At 67.2% G+C, this 20,902-nt stretch carries 19 protein-coding genes; 5 read left to right on the forward strand and 14 right to left on the reverse strand.

Translation table 11 applies throughout. The features are described from left to right. Positions 1 to 32 precede the first annotated feature (32 nt). Positions 33 to 878 (forward strand): GAF and ANTAR domain-containing protein, encoded by an 846-nt coding sequence (locus SLQ30_RS19290; RefSeq protein WP_319447780.1) that lies wholly within the window; start codon positions 33 to 35, stop codon positions 876 to 878. Here SLQ30_RS19290 and SLQ30_RS19295 read toward each other — a convergent pair. The 11 genes from SLQ30_RS19295 to clpS all read right to left on the reverse strand — a co-directional run bounded on the left by SLQ30_RS19295 (position 875) and on the right by clpS (position 9,332). Further along, positions 875 to 2,575 (reverse strand): MFS transporter, encoded by a 1,701-nt coding sequence (locus tag SLQ30_RS19295; RefSeq protein ID WP_319447779.1) that lies wholly within the window; start codon positions 2,573 to 2,575, stop codon positions 875 to 877. The genes SLQ30_RS19290 and SLQ30_RS19295 overlap by 4 nt on opposite strands. Positions 2,576 to 2,637: 62 nt before the next feature. Further along, positions 2,638 to 3,237 carry an RdgB/HAM1 family non-canonical purine NTP pyrophosphatase gene (gene rdgB, locus SLQ30_RS19300; protein ID WP_319447991.1) on the reverse strand — a complete coding sequence of 200 codons (600 nt, stop codon included), beginning with the start codon at positions 3,235 to 3,237 and terminating at the stop codon, positions 2,638 to 2,640. Beyond that, positions 3,234 to 4,016 carry a ribonuclease PH gene (rph, locus tag SLQ30_RS19305; protein ID WP_319447778.1) on the reverse strand — a complete coding sequence of 261 codons (783 nt, stop codon included), beginning with the start codon at positions 4,014 to 4,016 and terminating at the stop codon, positions 3,234 to 3,236. The genes rdgB and rph overlap by 4 nt, the downstream gene beginning before the upstream one ends. Positions 4,017 to 4,034: 18 nt before the next feature. Then, complete coding sequence (locus SLQ30_RS19310) at positions 4,035 to 4,808, reverse strand: cyclic nucleotide-degrading phosphodiesterase (protein ID WP_319447777.1); 774 nt, start codon at positions 4,806 to 4,808, stop codon at positions 4,035 to 4,037. A 171-nt stretch (positions 4,809 to 4,979) separates the two neighbouring features. After that, complete coding sequence (locus SLQ30_RS19315; RefSeq protein ID WP_319447776.1) at positions 4,980 to 5,627, reverse strand: rhomboid family intramembrane serine protease; 648 nt, start codon at positions 5,625 to 5,627, stop codon at positions 4,980 to 4,982. After that, a complete protein-coding gene (locus SLQ30_RS19320; protein WP_319447775.1) occupies positions 5,618 to 6,589 on the reverse strand; it encodes a cysteine synthase in 972 nt (323 codons plus the stop codon). Before SLQ30_RS19320 ends, SLQ30_RS19315 begins: the two co-directional genes overlap by 10 nt. A 2-nt stretch (positions 6,590 to 6,591) precedes the next feature. After that, entirely contained in the window at positions 6,592 to 6,864 is a 273-nt protein-coding gene (locus tag SLQ30_RS19325) for a MoaD/ThiS family protein (protein WP_319447774.1), read from the reverse strand. A 20-nt stretch (positions 6,865 to 6,884) separates the two neighbouring features. Then, positions 6,885 to 7,265 carry a M67 family metallopeptidase gene (locus SLQ30_RS19330; protein ID WP_319447990.1) on the reverse strand — a complete coding sequence of 127 codons (381 nt, stop codon included), beginning with the start codon at positions 7,263 to 7,265 and terminating at the stop codon, positions 6,885 to 6,887. A gap of 59 nt (positions 7,266 to 7,324) precedes the next feature. Then, the gene (locus SLQ30_RS19335; RefSeq protein ID WP_319447773.1) at positions 7,325 to 8,371 is read right to left on the reverse strand and encodes a P1 family peptidase; all 1,047 of its coding nucleotides are present in this window, start codon (positions 8,369 to 8,371) and stop codon (positions 7,325 to 7,327) included. Between the two features lie 67 nt (positions 8,372 to 8,438). Continuing rightward, positions 8,439 to 9,023: a DUF2017 domain-containing protein gene (locus tag SLQ30_RS19340; protein ID WP_319447772.1), complete on the reverse strand. Its 585-nt coding sequence runs from the start codon at positions 9,021 to 9,023 to the stop codon at positions 8,439 to 8,441. Between the two features lie 6 nt (positions 9,024 to 9,029). After that, on the reverse strand, positions 9,030 to 9,332 hold the full coding sequence (gene clpS, locus SLQ30_RS19345) for an ATP-dependent Clp protease adapter ClpS (protein WP_319447771.1): 303 nt from the start codon (positions 9,330 to 9,332) through the stop codon (positions 9,030 to 9,032). Between the two features lie 54 nt (positions 9,333 to 9,386). Between clpS and SLQ30_RS19350 the strand changes: the two genes are divergently transcribed. The 3 genes from SLQ30_RS19350 (at position 9,387) to SLQ30_RS19360 (ending at position 14,287) form a co-directional block, all read left to right on the forward strand. Continuing rightward, positions 9,387 to 10,727, forward strand: a complete 1,341-nt coding sequence (locus SLQ30_RS19350) for a nicotinate phosphoribosyltransferase (RefSeq protein ID WP_319447770.1) — start codon at positions 9,387 to 9,389, stop codon at positions 10,725 to 10,727. 43 nt (positions 10,728 to 10,770) lie between these two features. Next, positions 10,771 to 12,780, forward strand: a complete 2,010-nt coding sequence (locus SLQ30_RS19355; protein ID WP_319447769.1) for an ATP-dependent DNA helicase — start codon at positions 10,771 to 10,773, stop codon at positions 12,778 to 12,780. A gap of 70 nt (positions 12,781 to 12,850) precedes the next feature. Further along, positions 12,851 to 14,287: a neutral zinc metallopeptidase gene (locus SLQ30_RS19360; RefSeq protein WP_319447768.1), complete on the forward strand. Its 1,437-nt coding sequence runs from the start codon at positions 12,851 to 12,853 to the stop codon at positions 14,285 to 14,287. A gap of 65 nt (positions 14,288 to 14,352) precedes the next feature. On the opposite strand, the gene SLQ30_RS19365 is transcribed toward SLQ30_RS19360, so the two are convergent. From SLQ30_RS19365 to glgP, 3 genes are all read right to left on the reverse strand, one after another. Then, positions 14,353 to 15,069: an MspA family porin gene (locus SLQ30_RS19365; RefSeq protein WP_319447767.1), complete on the reverse strand. Its 717-nt coding sequence runs from the start codon at positions 15,067 to 15,069 to the stop codon at positions 14,353 to 14,355. A 95-nt stretch (positions 15,070 to 15,164) separates the two neighbouring features. Next, complete coding sequence (locus tag SLQ30_RS19370; protein ID WP_319447766.1) at positions 15,165 to 16,022, reverse strand: virginiamycin B lyase; 858 nt, start codon at positions 16,020 to 16,022, stop codon at positions 15,165 to 15,167. Continuing rightward, positions 16,019 to 18,628 (reverse strand): alpha-glucan family phosphorylase, encoded by a 2,610-nt coding sequence (glgP, locus tag SLQ30_RS19375; protein ID WP_319447765.1) that lies wholly within the window; start codon positions 18,626 to 18,628, stop codon positions 16,019 to 16,021. The genes SLQ30_RS19370 and glgP overlap by 4 nt, the downstream gene beginning before the upstream one ends. A 179-nt stretch (positions 18,629 to 18,807) precedes the next feature. On the opposite strand from glgP, the gene SLQ30_RS19380 reads away from it, so the two are divergent. Beyond that, positions 18,808 to 20,898 (forward strand): alpha-1,4-glucan--maltose-1-phosphate maltosyltransferase, encoded by a 2,091-nt coding sequence (locus tag SLQ30_RS19380; protein ID WP_319447764.1) that lies wholly within the window; start codon positions 18,808 to 18,810, stop codon positions 20,896 to 20,898. Positions 20,899 to 20,902 lie beyond the last annotated feature (4 nt).

Genomic DNA, 20,902 nt, shown 5'->3' on the forward strand with positions numbered 1-20,902 from the left:
GGTCATGACACCCGTGTCAAAATGAACCCGACATGACGAACCAGGATTCACGCGTCGAGAATTCGATCCTCGCCGACGCGCCGGACGATGCCACCGAGATGGTGGCCGACTTGGTCGTGGCTGGCACCGAAACCCGTCAGCTGACACCTGCCGAGCTGGGTCGGATGCTGGTCCGCATCGGCCGCAGCGTCGTCGACGAGGAAGACCTGTTGGAACTGCTGCAGCAGGTCGTCGAGATCGCGCACGAGGCCATCGACGGCGCCGACAGCTCCGGTGTCACCATCGACATGGGCGGTCGCACGTATACCGCCGTCCACACCGATGAGCGCACCCTGAAGGTCGACACCGAGCAGTACGACGCCAACGAGGGGCCGTGCCTGCACGCCGCCAGGACCGGCGAGGTCGTCTTGGTGGACGCCGAGGAGGCCCGGGAACAGTTTCCGCGATTCTGTGCGGCGGCCCGTGCGCAGGGCATTCGAAGTTTCCTCGCCGCGCCGTTGTTCACCAACGAGCAGTCCGTCGGCTCGTTCAACCTCTATGGCCGCGACCCCGCGGCATTCGACAGCCTCGACGCGGAGATCCTGGACCTGCTCACCACGACGGTCTCCCGCACGATCGGCGACTTCGCACGTTACAAGTCAGCCAGTCGCGTCGCCGAGACGATCCAGGGCGCCCTGGAAAACCGGGCAGCCATCGAACAGGCCAAGGGCATGCTGATGGCCCTTCACGGGATCGACGCCGGCGCCGCCTTCGACATGTTGCGCCAGGAATCCCAGGCCAAGAACATCCGGCTGCACGTCATCGCGAGCGACCTGGTGCAGCGACTCAGCCGGCCCACCGGGGCGAGTTCCAACGGAAGCAACGGGTCGTCTGGCTAGTTCTGGCGGAGTTCGTGCGCGCGTTCCTGGTAGAGCCGGTCACGCCCGCGCGTGGTCAACGAGAACGACAACGTGTCACCGCGTCCCGTGCCCGTCGCCAAGCCCTCGCGTAGCAGCGCGGCGACGTGCCGACTGGCGGTGGGCACGTCGATCTCGAACTGGTCGGCTAGCTGCCCCAGTGTCACGTCGCCCGATTCTTCGATGTGGTCGCACATCACGAAGGCGCTGTGCTCCAACGAGGGCTGCGGCTGCGGCGCGTCCAACTCCGTAAGCGACGCGTCGACCGCCGTCGCCTTCGGGATGAGCAGGGTGAGCAGCGCGGCGAGCCCGGCCGCACCCGCGGCCACCACCAAGGCCAACCGCAACCCCGCCAGCGTGGGGATGTCACGACCCGCGAACGACACCGTCATCCCGGCCAGGATCGCACCCACGACGGCACTCGAGATGGCCGTCCCCAATGAGCGTGCGAGCGCGTTGATGCCGTTGGCCGCCGCCGTCTCGGACACCGGAACCGCCGCGTTGATGAGTGCGGGCATCGATGCGTACCCGAAGCCGACGCCGATCGCCACCATGACGTTGAGCAGCATGATCTGCCACGGTGCGGCCAGCAGAAACAGGCCGGCGAGGTACGCGCCGCAGATGATCACAGCGCCGACGGTAAGCGTGAATCGAGGACCGCGCACCGCCGAGATCCGGGCCGCGATCGGCGACGTCACCATCATGGCCAGCCCGCCGGGCGCCAGCCACAGCCCGGTCCAGAGCAACGACTGCCCCAGTCCGTACCCGGTTGCCTTGGGCAGCTCGAGAATTTGTGGCGCCACGTACGAGAGGGCGAACATCCCGAACGCGACGGCGATCGATGCCACATTGGTCGTGAGCACCGCGCGTTTGGCCGTGGTCCGCAGGTCGACAGTTGGCGACGAGATACGCAGCTGCCACCATCCGAACACCGCGAAGATCAGTACGGACGAGCCGAACATCGACAGCGTCGAGGTGCTCGCCCAGCCCCAGCTCTGCCCCTTCGAGATGCCCAACAGCAGCGTCACTAGCCCGCCCGCCAAGAGCAGCGCGCCAAGCGGATCCAATCGATCGGCCGAACGTGGCGGCACTTCGGGAACCAGCGTCACGAACATCACCAGGGCCACGATTCCGAGTGCGGTGGCGAACCAGAACAGCACGCGCCAATCGAAGTGCTGCGCGATCACCGCGGACAGCGGGAGTCCGAGTGCACCGCCGACGCCCAACGACGCGCTCATCAATCCCATTGCGCTGCCGACCCTTTCGGCCGGGACGCAAGAGCGCAGCACGCTGATGCCCAATGGGATGATCGGGATGCCGAAGCCCTGGAGCCCGCGGCCAACGATCAGTGGAAGCAGCGTGGTTGTCGACGCTGCCAGCAGAGAACCGGCGATCAACAGCACCGCGCAGGTGTTCAGCATCCGCTGTGGGCCGTACATGTCGCCTAGCCGACCGAACACCGGCGTGGCGACGGCCGCCGTCAGCAGCGTCGCCGTCACTGCCCACGACGCGTTGGATGGGCTGGTGTGCAACAGATTTGGCAACTCGGGGATCAGCGGCACGATCAGGGTCTGCATCAACGACACACTGATGCCCGCCGCCGACAATACGGCGACCAGCACGGTCGGGTGAGCCGTCGGTGTCAACGCCAATGGCGACACGGACCCCTGACGTCTCATTTGCCGAATGTACATTGATTAGTTCAACTATGCGTCATGCGTGTCGGCGCTCAACGGCGCGCTCAGGCAAGTGCGCGCAGGGCGGGTACCAGCAAGGCCAGCGCCCGCCCCCGGTGCGACGCCGCGTCCTTCTCCGCTGGACTCAACTCGGCCGCCGAGCGTTCGGAGTCGAGCGGCACGAACACCGGGTCATATCCGAATCCCCCGTCGCCACGCGGTTCGCCCGCGATCGCACCCGACCACTCGCCCCGCACCACCGTCTCGCCCGACGCGGACACCAACGCACACGCCGACACGAAGGCCGCGCCGCGCCGCTCGGCCGGGACGTCCCGCAGCTGCGCCAACAACAGGGCCGTATTGGCCGCATCGTCGCCGTGCACCCCGGACCACCGGGCCGACAGCACGCCTGGCATCCCGTTCAACGCGTCGACGGCCAACCCGGAATCGTCGGCGACACAGGCCAACCCCGACGCCGTCAATCCGTCGCGCGCCTTGGCCAACGCGTTCTCTTCGAACGTCGCACCCGTCTCCGGGGCCTCGTCGAACGGGGCGACGTCGTCCAGTGAAAGCAGTCGCAAGCCGGAAACCCCTGCCGCGTCGAGCACGCGACGCAATTCCGCCAGCTTCTTCGGGTTGCGGCTGGCCACCAGCAGGTCGGTCAGCTTCCGAACGCCTTCTTCGACGGCGACGACGGTTCTGGCAACGTTCCCGGGTACGGCAATTCCAACGCCTCGCGCTGGACGACGAACAGCTGCTCGCAGGCCGCCAACGCCGCGTCGAGCATCTTGTCCAACGTCGAACGCGGGAACGTCGCGCCCTCGCCGGTGCCCTGAATCTCGACCAAGGTTCCGGTGTCGGTCGCGACGACGTTCATGTCCACCTCGGCGCGCGAGTCCTCCTCGTACGGCAGGTCGGTTCGCACCCGGCCGTCGACCACACCGACGGACACCGCGGCGATCGCACACGACAGCGGCCGAGGGTCCTTCAAGCGCTCAGCGGCCGCCAGGTACGTCACGGCGTCGGCCAACGCGACGTACGCGCCCGTGATGGCCGCGGTCCGCGTGCCGCCGTCGGCCTGAAGCACGTCGCAGTCGATGGCGACGGTGTTCTCCCCCAGCGCGGCCAGGTCGATGCACGCCCGCAGCGAGCGCCCGACCAGGCGGCTGATCTCCTGAGTGCGGCCGCCGACGCGACCCTTGACCGACTCGCGGTCCGACCGGTCGTGCGTGGCGGCAGGGAGCATCGCGTACTCGGCCGTGAGCCAGCCCAACCCCGACCCCTTGCGCCACCGCGGGACTCCCTCGGTGACGCTGGCGGTGCACATCACTCGGGTCTGGCCGAACTCGACGAGCACCGATCCGGCCGGATGGTTGGTGAAGCCGCGCGTGATGGTTACCGGGCGCATCTCGTCATCGAGGCGGCCGTCTTCTCGTCTGGACACCCGCCAACCCTAACGGCTCTATGGACGCGCGACGTCGAAGGACTCGTCGCACACCACTGCGTGCACCGGTCCGTCGAACTCAGCCTTCGCCTCGCTGATCACGTCCTCGCGCGACGTCCATGGCGGGATGTGCGTCAAGAGCAGTTCGCGGACACCGGCTTTCGCAGCGGCCCGGCCGGCCTCGGTACCCGACAGGTGTAGCTTCGGCGGGCGGTCGGCCGAATGCGTCCACGACGCTTCGCACAGGAACACGTCGGCGTCCCGCGCCAGGTCGATGAGCGCGTCGCAGTAGCCGGTGTCGCCGCTGTACACGAACGTCGCGCCAGAAGGGTCCGTGAAGCGCATGCCGTACGACTCGGTCGGGTGGCACACCAGCCGCGGCACCACGGTGAGCTCGCCGATCTGGACCGCTTTCTTGTCGACCCACTTATGGATGTCGAAGATGTCAGAGAAGTCGTCGATTTCCTTGCCCTCTGGCGACGACGCCGCGCCGAGTCGCGCCCACGTCGCGTCGGGCCCGTACATGAGCGCGCGCCCCTTGGGCGGATTCGGGTGATACCGCCGCCACACGAAGAGGCCGGGAAGATCGAGACAATGGTCCGCGTGTAGGTGCGAAAGAAGGACCCCCACGGTCCCCGGGTCGGCATGCCGTTGCAAGGCGCCGAGCACCCCGCCGCCGAAGTCGATCACCAGCGGTGGTGTATCGGGTGCGGTCACCAAATAGCCCGAGGCTGGCGAATCTGGCCCGACGACGCTGCCGGAACATCCCAGTACGGTGACTCGCACGCTCACTAGCTTGCCATGCCCCATAAGGCTCTGGCGAAAACATCACAGCTTTCAGCGACAAGTTTCATCTTCTGACGCATCAGTGAGGTGTGACCAGGGTGGACGGTCGTTGAGACGGTCGACCGTATTGGAGCTGCATGTGGCGGACACCTCATTGGAATCGTGGTTTAGCAAAGCTCATGCGGCGAGCTGCGGCGGCACGCCCGCCTTGCGTCGCACCCGAGCCTTGCGCTCCCGACCGGAAAGCAAATACGCGGCGACGACGCCCGCGATCGCCCCGCAAAGGTGCCCCTGCCAGGACACCCCCAACGTGCCGGGGAACACGCCCAGCAGCACGCTGCCGTACACGAAGAACACGATGATTCCGACGACGATCTGCCACACCTGGCGGGTGAAGAACCCGAACACGATGAGGAACGTCAACCAGCCGAAGATTAGGCCAGACGCGCCGATCGTGGAACCCGCGCTACCGATCACCCAAGTGCCAAGACCACCGAGGATCCAGACGATCGCGGTGGCGGCGACGAACCGGCCCATGCCGATGAGCGTCATCAGGAAACCAAGCACGAGGGCGAAGGGGGCATTGCCGTTCAAGTGATCCCAGCCGCCGTGCAACAACGGCGCCCACAAAATGCCCCAGAGCCCGTCCAACTCACGCGGGTGAATGCCGTCGTAATCGAGTCGGCCGTGCAGCAGGAATGCGTCAACCGCCTCGACGACGTACATCAACGCGACGAGACCGAGGATCGTGGCCCCGCCGACCTTCCAGGTGGCCGGCCTCTTCGGCTCGACAGTCGGGGTCAACCCTGGTCCACTCATGCCCATAGCTGCCCTTCCAACGCATCCTCCGCGTCATCCAGGCTACCGGCGTACGCACCGGTCGACAGATACTTCCAACCAGCGTCTGCGACGACGAATGCGATGTCCGCACGTTCCCCGGCCTTGCGTGCCTTGGTGGCCATGCCAAGCGCGGCGTGGAGCACCGCACCCGTCGAGATGCCCGCGAAGATGCCCTCCCGTTGCACCAGCTCGCGGGTTCGCTTGACCGCGTCGAACGACCCCACGGAGAAGCGAGTCGTGAGGATCTCGGGGTCGTACAGCTCCGGCACGAAGCCCTCGTCGATATTGCGCAGTGCGTACACGCCTTCGCCGTAGCGCGGCTCGGCCGCGACGATCTGGACGTCCGGCACGTGCTCGCGCAGGTACCGTCCCGTGCCCATGAGCGTGCCGGTGGTGCCGAGTCCCGCGACGAAGTGGGTGAGCTCGGGAAGGTCGGCGAGCAATTCGGGACCCGTCCCGTGATAGTGCGCGGCACTGTTGGCCGGGTTGCCGTACTGGTAGAGCATCACCCACTCGGGATGCTCCTCGGCGAGCGCCTTCGCCTGCGCCACCGCGGTGTTGGACCCACCCTCGGCCGGGGAGTAGATGATCTTCGCGCCGTACAACTCGAGCAGCTGACGCCGTTCGATCGAGGTGTTCTCGGGCATCACGCAGATCATTCGGTAGCCCTTCAGTAGGGCCGCCATCGCAAGAGATATCCCGGTGTTGCCGCTCGTCGGCTCCAGGATGGTCGCGCCGGGTGCAAGCAGCCCGTCGCGCTCGGCCTGCTCGATCATGCGCAGCGCGGGCCGGTCCTTGATCGAACCGGTCGGGTTGCGGTCCTCGAGCTTGGCCCAGATGCGCACGTGCGGGCCTGCTGGGCTCTCGTCCCATTGCGGCGAGAGGTTCTGCAGGCCGACGAGCGGGGTATTGCCGAGCGCTTCGATGAGCGACTCGTAGCGGGCCAACCTCAGCCTCCGGCCACGGCGGGCAGGATGGTCACCGCGTCACCGTCGGCGATTTCGGTGGCCAGTCCGCCGGAGAACCGCACGTCCTCGTCGTTGACGTAGATGTTGACGAAGCGGTGCAGCTTGTCGCCGTCGACGATTCGCTCGGTGATGCCGGGGTGGTTGGCTTCCAGGTCGCTGATCACCGCCTGCAACGTGTCACCGGAGGCGGTCACGCGCTTCTCGCCGCCGGTGTGGGTGCGCAGGATGGTCGGGATGGACACAGAAACGGGCATGGTGGCGGGCTCCTTCGGATTCAGTACTGCTCGACGATTGTGACGGGTTCCTCGGTGACGACGCCGTCGACGATGCGATAGCTCCTCAACTCGTGGTCGTCGGGTTCCCGGGTGGAGATGAGCACGTAGTGGGCGTCCGGCTCGGCGGCGTAGGAGATGTCGGTGCGGCTCGGGTAGGCCTCGGTGGCCGTGTGCGAGTGGTAGATGACTATCGGGGCTTCGCCTGCATCGTCCAGGGCACGCCACACCTTGAGCTGCTCGCCAGAATCGAACCGGTAGAACGTCGGCGACCGCTCCGCGTTGAGCATCTGGATGAATCGCTCCGGACGGTCGGAGCCCTCGGGGCCCGCGATGATGCCGCACGCTTCATCGGGGTGGTCGGCGCGCGCATGGCCGACCATGGCGTCGACCAAATCACCGCGGATCACCAGCACGTCACGGCTCCTTCCTCGGTTCACGGTCACCCACGCGCCGGGCCCTCCTCGGTGAACGCTCCGGGCAACATGTCGCGGTAGGTCGGTATGTCGGCGACCGACTCGGCAGCCAGCACGCCGACCATCACGGCGCGGGCCAGACAGTCGGCCGCGGCTGCGCCGATGGCGGTGGTCAGTTTGGTCTCCGGCGACATCGCGGCGGGGGTGTCGGCGGCCGGGGCGACTTCGATGGCGCCCGTGGCCAGCGCGAAAACGGTGTCGCCGTCCAGCGGGGTGTGTGCGGGCCTGATGGTGCGCGCCAACGCGTCCTGAGCGGCAATGGCGACGCGTCTGCAGGCCGCCGGGCTCAACAGCGCATCGGTGGCGACGACGGCGATCGTGGTGTTCAGCGGCGACAGTTCGGAGTCGCGGGCGCGGAACGCATCGAGCTCATCAGCGGGTGGGGCGGTCAGCCCGAACTCGGCGATCTGATCGGCCTGCCATGGCAGCCCCGTGGCTGGGTCGGCGACGTTGCCTCCCGAGTTGACGGCGACGATCGCGCCGACCGTGACCCCGATGTCGTCGAGCCGGATCGACGCGGTGCCGAGCCCACCCTTGAGCACGCCTGCGCGCGCGCCAACGCCGGCGCCGACGGTGCCCGTTTCGACGACGACTCCGGCCGCATCCGCCGCCTGATACCCGAACTCGGCGGTCGGGCGGCACTGCCAACCGCCGACCGGAAGATCGAAGATCACCGCCGCGGGAACGATCGGGACCACCCCTCCGTCCATCACCACGCCGCGGTCGTGTTGCTCGAGCCACTGCATCACGCCATCGGCCGCGGCCAGGCCGTAGGCACTGCCGCCGGTAAGCACCACCGCATCGACATAGCGCACGCTGTTCGACGGATCCAGGAGCTCGGTCTCGCGGCTGCCCGGCGCCCCACCACGAACGTCGACCGCGCCCGTGGTGCCAGGCGGGGTCAGCACGACGGTGGTCCCGCACGCCCAGCCACTGCCCAAGGTGGCGTCGGGATCGAGTCTGTGGTGGTGCCCGACGAGGATGCCGGAGACGTCGGTGATGGAGCCGCTCATGCCCCACCCTTTTCGCGATTTCGGCGTGCGCAGTTGCGGTGAGCGCGACCCAGCACGCCGAAATCGCTCATGAGCGCTTGTCCATCAGGCCGACGATCAGGTACTCCTGCAACACCGTCAACCACTGGTAGACGTCGAGGTGGCCCGACATCGGATGTTCTTCGGGCAGGCGCTCGGGTCCGGTGGGGCTGATCTCGAGCATCGTGCCAAGCGCAAGGCGGACGTCGTTGACCGCCGCGGCCCAGCAGTGCGCGTCGGGCTCGGTGAGTTCGAACTTGCCGCCCGCGGTCGGGAGGGTGTCCAGCAGGCGTTGGGCCGCTTCGCGTTTGGCGTCGATGATGGACGGCTCGTGCAGGCTGCGCAGCGCACTGTTGAGGCTCTCCGCCGTGCCCGAACCAGCCGGGTGGTCGGTCTGCGCACGATAGAAGTCGGGAAGCAGCCGCTTCATCGTATCGTCGGTCGGCGGCGTCGAATGGCCCGTCTTCATCCCGGTTAACTCTTCGAGTTCATCTGTGGGCGAAGATGTTTCGCGGTCGTCGAGCATGTCGAGCAGCGACGTGACCAGACTGCGCAACAGCGCCGACTCATGCGCCGCGAGTGCCGAACGAAAGCGGGGGCCCTCAGCGGTGTCGACCCGCTTCCACTTGCGCACGACTATTCAGCGGTCCTGCTGCATAGTGGCCCACAGGCCTGCGGAGTGGAGCTTCGTCACGTCGACCTCCATGGATTCGCGGCTACCCGAGGAAACCACGGCCTTGCCCTCGTGGTGCACCTCGAGCATCAGCTTGGTGGCGTCGGGCTCGCTGTATCCGAAGAGCTTCTGGAAGACGTAGGTCACGTACGACATCAAATTCACCGGGTCGTCCCAGACGATGGTTACCCAGGGACTGTCGGTTTTGTCGGCGGTCGCGACCGAACGCTCCTCGCGAGTTCCCGGACGGGTCCGCGCTGGGGTAACCATGTGGCCAGAATAGTCGGGGCAGTATGCGCATCGCGAACGGCTACGGTTGCCAGTGTGACCACCGACGACCGCTTGCTCAAGGAGTATGCGACCACGGCGCTACTCACCGACAAGTACGAGTTGACCATGCTCGCCGCCGCCCTTCGCGACGGGACCGCGCACCGGTCGAGCACGTTCGAGGTGTTTGCCCGGCGCCTACCGGAGGGCCGCCGATACGGAATCGTCGCGGGCACGGCCCGGTTCATGGAAGCGTTGCCGCAGTTCAGGTTCGACGACGACACACTGGCCATGCTCGAGGACTTCCTCGATCCGGACACCATGAGCTACCTGGCCGACTACAAGTTCAGCGGAGACGTCGACGGATATGCAGAGGGCGAGTTGTTCTTTCCTGGCTCGCCAGTGTTGTCGGTACGCGGCACGTTCGCCGAGAGCGTGATCCTCGAGACGCTGGCGCTGTCGATCTTCAACCATGACAGCGCCATCGCTTCGGCGGCGGCCCGGATGGTGAGCGCGGCAGAGGGCCGGACACTGATCGAAATGGGCTCCCGGCGCACCCACGAGCAAGCCGCGGTCGCCGCATCCAGGGCCGCCTACCTGGCCGGGTTCGCGGGCTCGTCGAACCTTGAGGCGCAGCGCCGCTACGGGGTACCCGCACTTGGCACCAGCGCGCACGCGTTCACGCTTCTTCACGCCACCGCCGACGGGCCCGACGAGCCCGCCGCATTCCGCGCGCAGGTCGCCGCACTCGGGGTCGGAACAACGCTGCTCGTCGACACCTACGACATCACGACCGGAGTGGCCAATGCCGTCGCGGCAGCCGGCCCAGAACTCGGCGCGGTCCGCATCGACTCCGGCGACCTCGGCGTCCTGGTCCACCAGGTCCGCGCCCAACTCGACGGCCTCGGCGCGACCAACACGAAGATCGTCGTGTCGAGTGACCTCGACGAGTTCTCGATCGCGACGCTGAAGGCCGCGCCCGTCGACAGCTTCGGGGTAGGCACGTCGTTGGTCACCGGGTCCGGTGCGCCGACGGCGGGCATGGTCTACAAGCTCGTCGAGGTCGACGGCATCCCCGTCGAGAAGCGCAGTGCCCACAAGGAATCCCACGGCGGCCGCAAGCAGGCCCACCGGTTGGCCAAGTCGACGGGAACCGTCGTCGAAGAAGTCGTCCACCCGTTCGACGAACCGGCTGCCGAACCGCCCGGCCTGTCCGCCCACGCACTGTCGGTGCCGCTGGTCAGGGCAGGTTCGCCCGTCGCCGAATTCGACATGGCGGCGGCGCGCAAGCTGGTCGCCGCCGGATTGCGCAGCCTGCCCTGGGACGGATTGAAGCTGTCGCGGGGCGAGCCGGCCATCCGCACCCGCATGGTTTCGTCGGCCCGGCCCGCACACTAGACATCGTGCACATCGACGGCGCTGTCGCTCCAAGGCAGGCACTTTGACCGATGCTTCCGCTGGCGCCGCCAGCGTCACCCAATTGCTCGCCACCGCCGTCACGGCGCTCGGTGGCACCGAACGCACCGGCCAGGTCGAGATGGCCGAAGCCGTCGAGCATGCCTTCGAGTCCGGCGAGCACCTCGCTGTCCAAGCGGGCACCGGCACCGGCAAGTCGTTGGCCTACCTGGTGCCTGCGATCGCGCGGGCGATCATCACCCACCAGCCCGTCGTGGTGTCCACCGCGACCATCGCGCTGCAGCGCCAACTGGTCGACCGGGATCTCCCCCGGCTCGCCGACGCTCTCGCCCCGGCCCTGCCACGCCGGCCCGACTTCGCACTGCTCAAGGGACGCAGTAACTACTTGTGTCTCAACAAGATCCACAACGGCGCCAGTGCCGAGCCGGATGACGCGTCCCAAGAGGAGCTATTCGACGCGGTGGCGACGACGGCCATCGGCCGTGACGTGAAGCGCCTCACCGAATGGGCGTCGGACACCGAAACCGGCGACCGCGACGAAATCGTGCCTGGTGTGCCCGACCGATCATGGGGCCAGGTCAGCGTTTCCGCCCGCGAATGCCTCGGCGCCAGCCGCTGTCCATACGGAACCGACTGCTTCGCCGAGAAGGCCCGCGACAAGGCCGGCCACGCCGATGTCGTCGTGACGAACCACGCGCTGCTCGCCATCGATGCCATCGCCGACGTCAACGTGCTGCCCGAACACGACCTGCTCGTCGTCGACGAGGCGCACGAACTCGTCGACCGCGTCACCAGCGTCGCCACCGGCGAACTGACCGCCAGCTCGCTTGGCGCCGCCCACCGCCGCGTGGGCAGGCTCGTCGAACCCGAACTCGCACAACGTCTAGAAGCCGTCATCGCCACGTTCTCCTCGGCGATCCACGACGCCGAACCCGGCCGCATCGACGCCCTCGACGACGAGCTGGCGACCTACCTGACCGCGCTTCGCGACGCCGCCGATCGCGTCCGCTCCTCCATCGACACCGCCCCCACCGACCCCAAGGCCGCTGCCGCACGCAACGAGGCGGTCACCGCGCTGTCCGACGTCAGCGACACGGCGACGCGCGTGTTGACGTCGTTCGGCCCCGCCATTCCCGACCGCAGCGATGTGGTGTGGCTCGACCATGAAGAGGTCCGCGGGGGCTCGGCGGGCAGACGATCCGTGCTACGGGTGGCGCCGCTTTCGGTGTCAAACCTGCTGCGCGGCAGGATGTTCGAACGCTCGACGGTGATTCTCACGTCGGCGACGCTGACCATCGGCGGCACGTTCGACGCGATGGCGCGTGCGTGGGGACTCACCGCGGGCGCCGACGACGACGCAGCGCCGGGATGGCGCGGGATCGACGTCGGCTCGCCGTTCGCGCACGAGAAGTCGGGCATCCTCTACGTCGCCGCCCATCTGCCACCGCCCGGGCGCGACAGTGCCGGGTCGACCGAGCAACTCGACGAGATCGAGGGGCTCATCAAGGCCGCCGGCGGGCGCACGCTCGGGCTCTTCTCGTCGATGCGCGCAGCCAAGGCAACCGCCGAGGTGATGCGCGAACGGCTCGAGACGCCCGTTCTGTGCCAGGGCGAGGACACCACCTCGGCACTGGTCCGGCGCTTCGCCGAGGACGACGCCACCTCGCTGTTCGGAACGTTGTCCCTGTGGCAGGGCGTCGACGTACCGGGCGCGTCGCTGTCGCTGGTGATCATCGACCGCATCCCGTTCCCGCGCCCCGACGATCCGCTGATCACCGCGAGGCAGCGGGCAATCGCCGCGCGCGGCGGCAACGGTTTCATGGCCGTCGCCGCCAGCCATGCCGCGCTGCTTCTCGCCCAGGGGGCCGGACGGCTGCTGCGCCGCGTCGATGACCGGGGTGTCGTCGCCGTGCTCGACTCCCGGATGGCCACTGCCCGCTACGCGGGATACCTACGGGCGTCGCTGCCGCCGTTCTGGCCCACCACGGACGCAGGCCAGGTCCGAAAGGCGTTGGAGCGGCTGCGCTCGGCATGAGGTATCGAATCGGCTGACGTGCGCCAAAGCCTCAGTACGATCTAACGAAATACCGAAGGGGGCGGCCGTCATGCGCTCCAGACTCCTTGCCGCTCTCGCGCTCGCGGCATGTGCCGCCATGCTCGGCTCGGCGTGCTCGTCGACCGTTGCGGGCAAACCGGTCTCGATATTCGCCGACCCGTTCAAGGTCGCCGGGATGCCTGCGGTCAACGGTGACACCGGTTTACGCACTGACGCGCCGGCACCGTCGCGGGTCGTCATCGGGACCGACGGCGGTGAGGTCGACGAGTTCGGGGCCAGTTCCGTCAGCGACATCGAAGAGTTCTGGGCGGATGCGTACGGCCAGACGTTCCACGGCGACTTCAAGCCCGTCGACGAGGTCTTGTCATGGGACTCCAACGGCACGAACTCCGAATTCTGTGGCGGCGACACCGTGGGCCTGGTCAACGCCGGCTATTGCCTCGAGGACAACACGATCGGCTGGGACCGCGGCGAACTGATGCCGTCCTTGCGCGCCGCCAATGGCGACATGGCCGTCAGCATGGTGCTGGCTCACGAATACGGCCACGCGGTAGCCCGCCAGGCCGGCATCGCGAACAAGAAGACCACCACCCTGGTCGCCGAACAACAGGCGGACTGTCTGGCCGGCGTCTACATGCGATGGGTGGCCGAAGGCAATTCGCCGCGCTTCACGCTGAGCACCGCTGACGGGCTGAACAATCTGCTCGCCGCGATGATCGAGTTTCGCGACCCGCTGCTCAACGAGGAGGACACCGAAACCGTTGCCAATCCCCATGGCTCGGCGTTCGAGCGGGTCTCTGCATTCCAGTTCGGCTTCACCGACGGAGCGTCGTCCTGCGCCGCAATCGACCAGGCCGAGATCGATCAGCGTCGCGGCGACCTACCGGTGCTGTTGCGTGAGCGCGAAACTGGCGAGGTGGAGATCACCGAGAACTCGGTGCGGGACATCGTCGCCGCGATGGACACCGCGTTCGCCCCACCACGTCCCCCTGCGCTCGTCTTCGACCCCGAGGGTGCCCACTGTCCGGACTCGAATAGCAAAGCGCCCGCGGTCTATTGCCCTTCGAACAACTCCATCCTGGTCGACCTACCTGCGCTACAGAAGCTTGGCTCCAAGCCCGATGACGGCGAGCACGGGATGGCCACCGGAGACAACACCGGGTATTCCGTCGTGGTGTCGCGTTTCATGACGGCGTTGCAGCACCAGCGTGGCGGTGCACTCGACAACGCCGTGACCGCCCTGCGCACCGCCTGTCTCACCGGGGTCGCGACCGCCAAGATGACCTCGGGAGTGACGACGCCAGACGGCACCACCATCACGCTGACGGCGGGTGACGTCGACGAGGCAGTCTCGGGGCTGCTGGTGAATGGGTACGCGGCCAGTGACGTCAACGGGGACACGGTGCCATCGGGCTTCTCGCGCATCGACGCGTTCCGCATCGGTGTGCTCGGCAATGAGGAGCGCTGCTTCAAGCGCTTCGCCTAGCCCACTCCCCTTTGCGATTTCGGCGCGCTTTTCGGGACTCACCCCGGAAATGCGCGCCGAAAACGCTAGACGACCTTGGTCTCGCCGTAGTACGCCACGATCGCGTCGGACATCTTCGTCGAGCGGGTCAGGAACGCATACGACCGAATGAACGACTGGCCCACGCAGCCGTCGATCTTGACGTGGAAGTTACTGATCATCACCCAGGGGTCGAAGCCCTCGTACTGCTTCTTGGTCACCGGAACGATGTTGATGAGGCCGGGTTTCAAGCCGACCGTGACGCCGCCGCTGACGGGAGTCGACAACACCGGCAACAACCCCTCCGGCAGCGGCGATGCGACGTCCACGCCGCCGAGCCCGACCGACGGCGTGACGCCCATGGTGCCGGTCAGCGAGACGCCGTTCGACGTGCTCATGTCGATGCCACAGCCGATCTGGTAGCCGACCTCCATTGTGCCGCGGGGGATTTCGGGATCATCGGGTCCCCGCAGGGTGCCGTCGTACATGCCGCCGACGACGTACTCACGCGATGACAGCGCAGTCGTCAGCGGGGCGTTGGCGACCTGCGTCTCGTCCTTCGCGGACAGCGACAAGGTCCAGCCGTCAGGCGTGTTGATCGTCTGGGCCGGTGGCGACGGAACTCGGCCGTCGCCAGCTGGCATCGGCTGTGCCGCGACGGGTTCGATCACGGGTGACGGTTCGGGATCCGCCGAGGCCGCCGGGGCACTCAGCGCGCCGGCGACGACGCACACCGTCAGCAGGGTGGCACAGCGAAATGGCATGGCAGACCCCCTGAACGTGACGATATTCGGAAGATAACCCGCGAAAAGGTCCCCGCCGGGGCGACACCCCTAACCCGAAATGTTGCGAAACGGCGTCAATCAGAGGCCGTCGGCAGACGCAACACGTAACCGGCCTCGAGCGCCACCCACAACGCGCCGTCGCGTCCGATGGCGAGCCCGTGTGGCTCGCTACCAGCGGGAAGGTCGATCGTGTCGACGTCGCCGTCCGCGCTTACCCTGGCGATCTGATCGGCGCCCCACAGGCTGACCCACACTCCGCCGGTCGGCTCTGCGACCACCGCGTGCGGCTTGCCCGGCAGGTCGACTTCCTGAATGGCGTCGTTCATAGGGATCCGTCCGAGCCGCTCGGCGCGAATTTCGGTGAACCACACCGCGTCGTCGTGCGTCGCGGCGATGCCGACGGGCCCGGCATTCGGCGTCGGCAGCTTCCTCATCGTGACGCCGCCCGCTGGGTCCAACCGGCCAACTGCGTTGGCCTGATTCAGCGTGAACCACAACGCGCCGTCGGGCCCAGCGGTGATCATCGACGGCATGCCGCCCACGACGGCCTCCTGGGAGACCGCGCCATCGACGGTGATCCGCCCAATCCACCCCGAGCCCATCGCGGTGAACCACAGCGCGCCGTCCTGGCCGGTGGTAATGCCGAATGGCGCACTGCCACTTGTCAATTCAAATGCCGAGAGTTCACCGGCGGTGCTGATGCGGCCGATGCGGTCGTCACCTGCGCGGGTGAACCACAACGCACCGTCCGGACCCGCGGTGATGAGCGACGGCTTGGCGTCGGGGGCAACGGGATGGACCCGCAAGGACCCGTCGAGGCCCACTCGCGCGATCGCGCCACCGTGGACGAGGGTCACCCACATCGCGCCGTCGGGCCCCGCCGTCAACGCGTAGGGCCCGCCGTCGACGGCGACTTCGAGAATGCGGCTCACGCGAGTGTGACGAGCCCCAACTCGTTGTCGGCCGCCAACAGCGGATGGTGCGGGAGCACCCGCACGGTGTAACCGACGGGTCCGGCCACCGGAAGCGGCGTCGTCGTCGAGAACACCTCCTTGCCACCGTCGGACGTCCCGGTGTGTGCCATGCGCACGGTCTGCGGTTCCAGCAGAGCATCGCTGGCATCGACCCGGCCGACGACCGCCTGGACCACCACTTCGGCGGCCGCAAGGCCGGCCAGTTGGACCGTGGCCGTCAGGGTCAACTCCGACCCGAGCAGCGGAGTATCGGGAAGCCCGTAGCTGTCGACGTCGGTGATCTGGATCTTCGGCCACGCGTCCCTGGCCCGTTCACAGTAGGAGGCCAGTTGGCGGGCGGCCCCGAACGGCACTCCGTCGACCGGTTCGATGGTGCGGTGCAGCGACTGCGCGGCGGGCGCGTAGTACTGCTCGGTGTAGTCCCGCACCATCCGCGAGGCCAGCACCTTCGGACCGAGTACCTGCAGCGTGTGGCGCACCATCTCCACCCAGCGCCGGGGAATGCCGTGATCGTCGCGTTCGTAGAACTTCGGTGTCACGGACTTCTCGAGCAGGTCGTACAGCGCCGCGGCCTCCAGGTCATCGCGACGGGACTCGTCGGCCAGTCCGTCTGCCGTGGGGATCTCCCAGCCGTTCTCGCCGTCGTACCACTCGTCCCACCAGCCATCGCGGATCGACAGGTTGAGCCCGCCGTTGAGCGCGCTCTTCATGCCCGACGTTCCGCATGCCTCCAGCGGCCGCAACGGGTTGTTGAGCCACACGTCGCACCCCCAGTAGAGCAACCGCGCCATCGACATGTCGTAGTCAGGGAGGAACGCGATGCGGTGGCGCACCTCCGGCCGGTCCGCGAACCGCACCACTTCCTGGATCAGGGCCTTACCGCCGTCGTCGGCGGGGTGCGACTTGCCCGCCACGATGAGCTGCAACGGGCGCTGCTCGTCGAGCAGCAGCCGCTCCAACCGCTCCGGGTCGCGCAGCATCAACGTGAGCCGCTTGTAGGTCGGCACTCGCCGCGCGAATCCGATGGTCAGCACATTGGGATCGAAAGCCGTTGCGATCCAGCCCAGTTCCGCGTCCGACGCCCCGCGCTCCAGCCAGGAACGACGCACCCTCGCGCGGACGTCGCCGATCAGGAGCTCGCGCAGTTGCGAGCGGATCCACCACAGGTGGCCTGGGTCGACCTGCTGAAGCCGCTGCCACGTGTCCGCCTCGCTCAGCGAACCGAGGTCTTCGCCGACGAGTTCGCGCGCCAGTTCGATCCACTGCGGCGCCGCCCACGTCGGTGCGTGCACGCCGTTGGTGATCGACCCGATCGGCACCTCCGACTCGTCGAAGCCCGGCCACATGTCGTTGAACATGCCGCGCGACACCCGGCCGTGCAGCAGCGACACCCCGTTGTGGCGTTGCGCAAGCCGCAGCCCCATGTGGGCCATGTTGAACTTCGACGGATCGTCCTCCGCGCCGAACGCGACGATGCGGTCCAGCGGAACACCGGGCACCAGGCGCGACGTCGCTGCCGACGGACCATCGGGCGCACTCGCGAAGTAGCGCTCGACCATGTCCACCGGGAAGCGGTCGATCCCCGCGGGTACCGGAGTGTGGGTGGTGAACACCGTGCTCGAGCGCACCACAGTCAGCGCGGTGTCGAAGTCCAACCCGCCGTCGGTGACGAGCTCGCGGATGCGCTCCACCCCGAGGAAGCCGGCGTGACCCTCGTTCATGTGGAACACCTGCGGCTCCGGCAACCCCTCCACGGCGGTGAATGCGCGAAGCGCCCGGATCCCGCCGATACCCGCCAGAATCTCCTGTTTGATTCGGTGTTCTTGGTCGCCGCCGTACAGCCGGTCAGTCACGCTACGCAGGTCGTGTTCGGTCTCGTGAATGTCGGAATCCAAGAGTAACAACGGGATTCGACCGACCTGCGCGATCCACACGCGAGCCTTGAGCTCGGCGTGGTCCGGCATGGCCAGCGACACCAGCAACGGCGTGCCAGATTCGTCGGCCAGCAGCCTCAGCGGCAACCCCTGGGGGTCCAGCGCCGGGTAGGTCTCCTGCTGCCACCCGTCGGCCGTCAACGACTGGCGGAAGTAGCCGGACCGGTACCACAACCCGACCGCGATCAGCGGCAACCCGAGGTCGGATGCTGACTTCAGATGATCGCCAGCCAGGATGCCCAGCCCGCCCGAATAGTTCGGAAGCACCTCGGCCACGCCGAACTCCATCGAGAAGTACGCGATGCCCGTCGGTAGCGGAATGCCGTTGGCAACCTGTTCCTGGTACCACATCGGCCTGCTCAGGTAATTGTCGAGCTCACCGGCCAGGTGGTCGAGCCGACCGAGGAAGGATTCGTCGACGGCAAGCTCGTCAAGACGCCCGGGACTCACCCCGCCGAGTAACGCGACGGGGTCGGATCCAAAGTGCGCCCACAGGTCGGGATCAATGGTGGCGAACAGGTCCTGAGTCGGTTTGTCCCATGACCACCGCAGATTCACCGAAAGGCGTTCCAACGCCGCAAGTCGCTCCGGCAGATGGGCGCGGACGGTGAACCGGCGTAGAGCTTTCATCGGGCCATCACACGAATTCACCTTACGGACTGCGCAATGTGAATTGTGACCAGTGCATCGGCCACGCTTGGTTGAGCCGGCCACTACGGTGGGTATAAGGCGCCACGCGGCCTGGAAACGGGCTTGAAACGAAACGACGACAGCACGCGGACGCGAGCCGCGAGCGTGAGGAGTGGGTAGTGGCCGGTCGTATCGAGATCGATGATGTCGCGCCCGTGGTTTCCGGTGGGCGATATCCGGCCAAGGCCGTGGTCGGCGAGGTAGTTCCGGTCACCGCGACGGTCTGGCGGGAAGGCCACGACGCACTGTCGGCCACGCTGGTGGTGCGGTACCACGGTCCGTCCTATCCGCGGCTGGCGAAGGCGCCCGTCGGTGCCGCGCCGCAGGTGGAGGCGGTGCCGATCGAACAGGTCGTCGGCGCGCCCGCGAAGGCGCGCAGGCCCCAGTCGCTGCCGATGGCACCCGGGGTAACCCCCGACGTGCTCTACGGCCACTTCATTCCCGACGCAGTCGGGCTATGGACGTACCGGGTGGACGGCTGGGGCGATCCGCTGGCCACGTGGCGCAAGAACGTCACCGCCAAACTCGAGGCCGGCCAGGGCGAGTCCGAGCTGAACAACGACCTCCTGGTCGGCGCGCAACTCCTCGAACGGGCCGCGACCGGGGCGCCGCGCCAGGAGCGCCATCCACTCATCGAGGCCGCCGCAAAGCTGCGCGCGCCCGGCGATCCGTTCACCCGGGTGGGCGCAGCGCTGGCACCCGAACTGGCCGAGCTGCTTGCCAAGTATCCGTTGCGCGAATTGGTCACGCGTGGTGAGCAATACGGAGTGTGGGTCGATCGCCCGCTGGCCCGCTTCAGCGCCTGGTACGAAATGTTCCCGCGGTCCTCCGGCGGCTGGGACGGCAAGGGAGTCGCCGTCCACGGCACGTTCGCGACCGCGGCCAAGGCCCTGCCCCGCATCGCGAAGATGGGCTTCGACATCGTCTACCTGCCCCCCATCCACCCGATCGGCAAGGTTCACCGCAAGGGCAAGAACAACACCGTCACCGCTTCGCCCAAGGACGTGGGCTCACCGTGGGCCATCGGCAGCGAAAAGGGTGGGCACGACGCGGTGCACCCCAAGCTGGGCACCATCGAGGACTTCGACGACTTCGTCGGCGCCGCGCGTGACCAGGGCCTCGAGGTCGCACTCGATCTGGCCCTGCAGTGCGCACCCGACCATCCGTGGGCCAAGGCGCATCCCGAGTGGTTCACCGTGTTGCCAGACGGCACCATCGCCTACGCAGAGAACCCACCCAAGAAGTACCAGGACATCTACCCGATCAACTTCGACAACGATCCGGCCGGCCTCTACCTAGAGGTGCTGCGGGTCGTGCGGTTCTGGGTCTCGCACGGGGTCAAGGTCTTTCGGGTCGACAACCCGCACACCAAGCCGCCCAACTTCTGGGCCTGGCTGATCGGCGAAGTCAAGAACGACGATCCCGACGTCTTGTTCCTGGCCGAGGCGTTCACCCGGCCCGCCCGGCTCTTCGGGCTGGCCAAGCTGGGCTTCACGCAGTCCTACACGTACTTCACCTGGCGCACCGCCAAGTGGGAGCTCACCGAGTTCGGTGAGTCGATCGCGGAGCACGCCGACTACGCGCGGCAGAACCTCTGGGTCAATACGCCCGACATCCTTCACGAGAGCCTGCAGCACGGCGGCCCCGGGATGTTCGCCATCCGCGCAGCGATGGCCGCGACGATGAGTCCGGAATGGGGCGTCTACTCCGGGTACGAGTTGTTCGAACACCAGGCCGTACGTGCAGGCAGCGAGGAGTATCTCGACTCCGAGAAGTACCAGTTGCGGCCCCGCGACTTCGAGGCTGCGCTGGCCAGCGGCGCCTCGCTGGAGCCGTTCCTGACGCGGCTCAACGAGATTCGTCGGCTGCACCCGGCGCTCAGTGAGCTGCGGACCATCAAGTTCCACACCATCGACAACGACGCGCTGCTCGCGTACAGCAAGTTCGATCCCATCACCGGCGACTGTGTACTGGTGGTGGTCACGTTGAACGCCTTCGGCCCAGAGGAAGCCACCATCTGGCTCGACATGGCCGAGCTGGGGCTGGAACCGTATGACCGGTTCTGGGTCCGCGACGAAATCACCGGCGACGAATACCAGTGGGGTCAGTCGAACTACGTCCGACTCGACCCGGTCAGGTCCGTCGCCCACATCCTGAACATGCCGCAGATCGCATCTGACAAGCGGCTCGAACTGCTGCGGAGGGAATGACTGC

Source organism: Mycobacterium sp. RTGN4, assembly GCF_033804635.1.
Taxonomy (GTDB): Bacteria; Actinomycetota; Actinomycetes; order Mycobacteriales; family Mycobacteriaceae; genus Mycobacterium.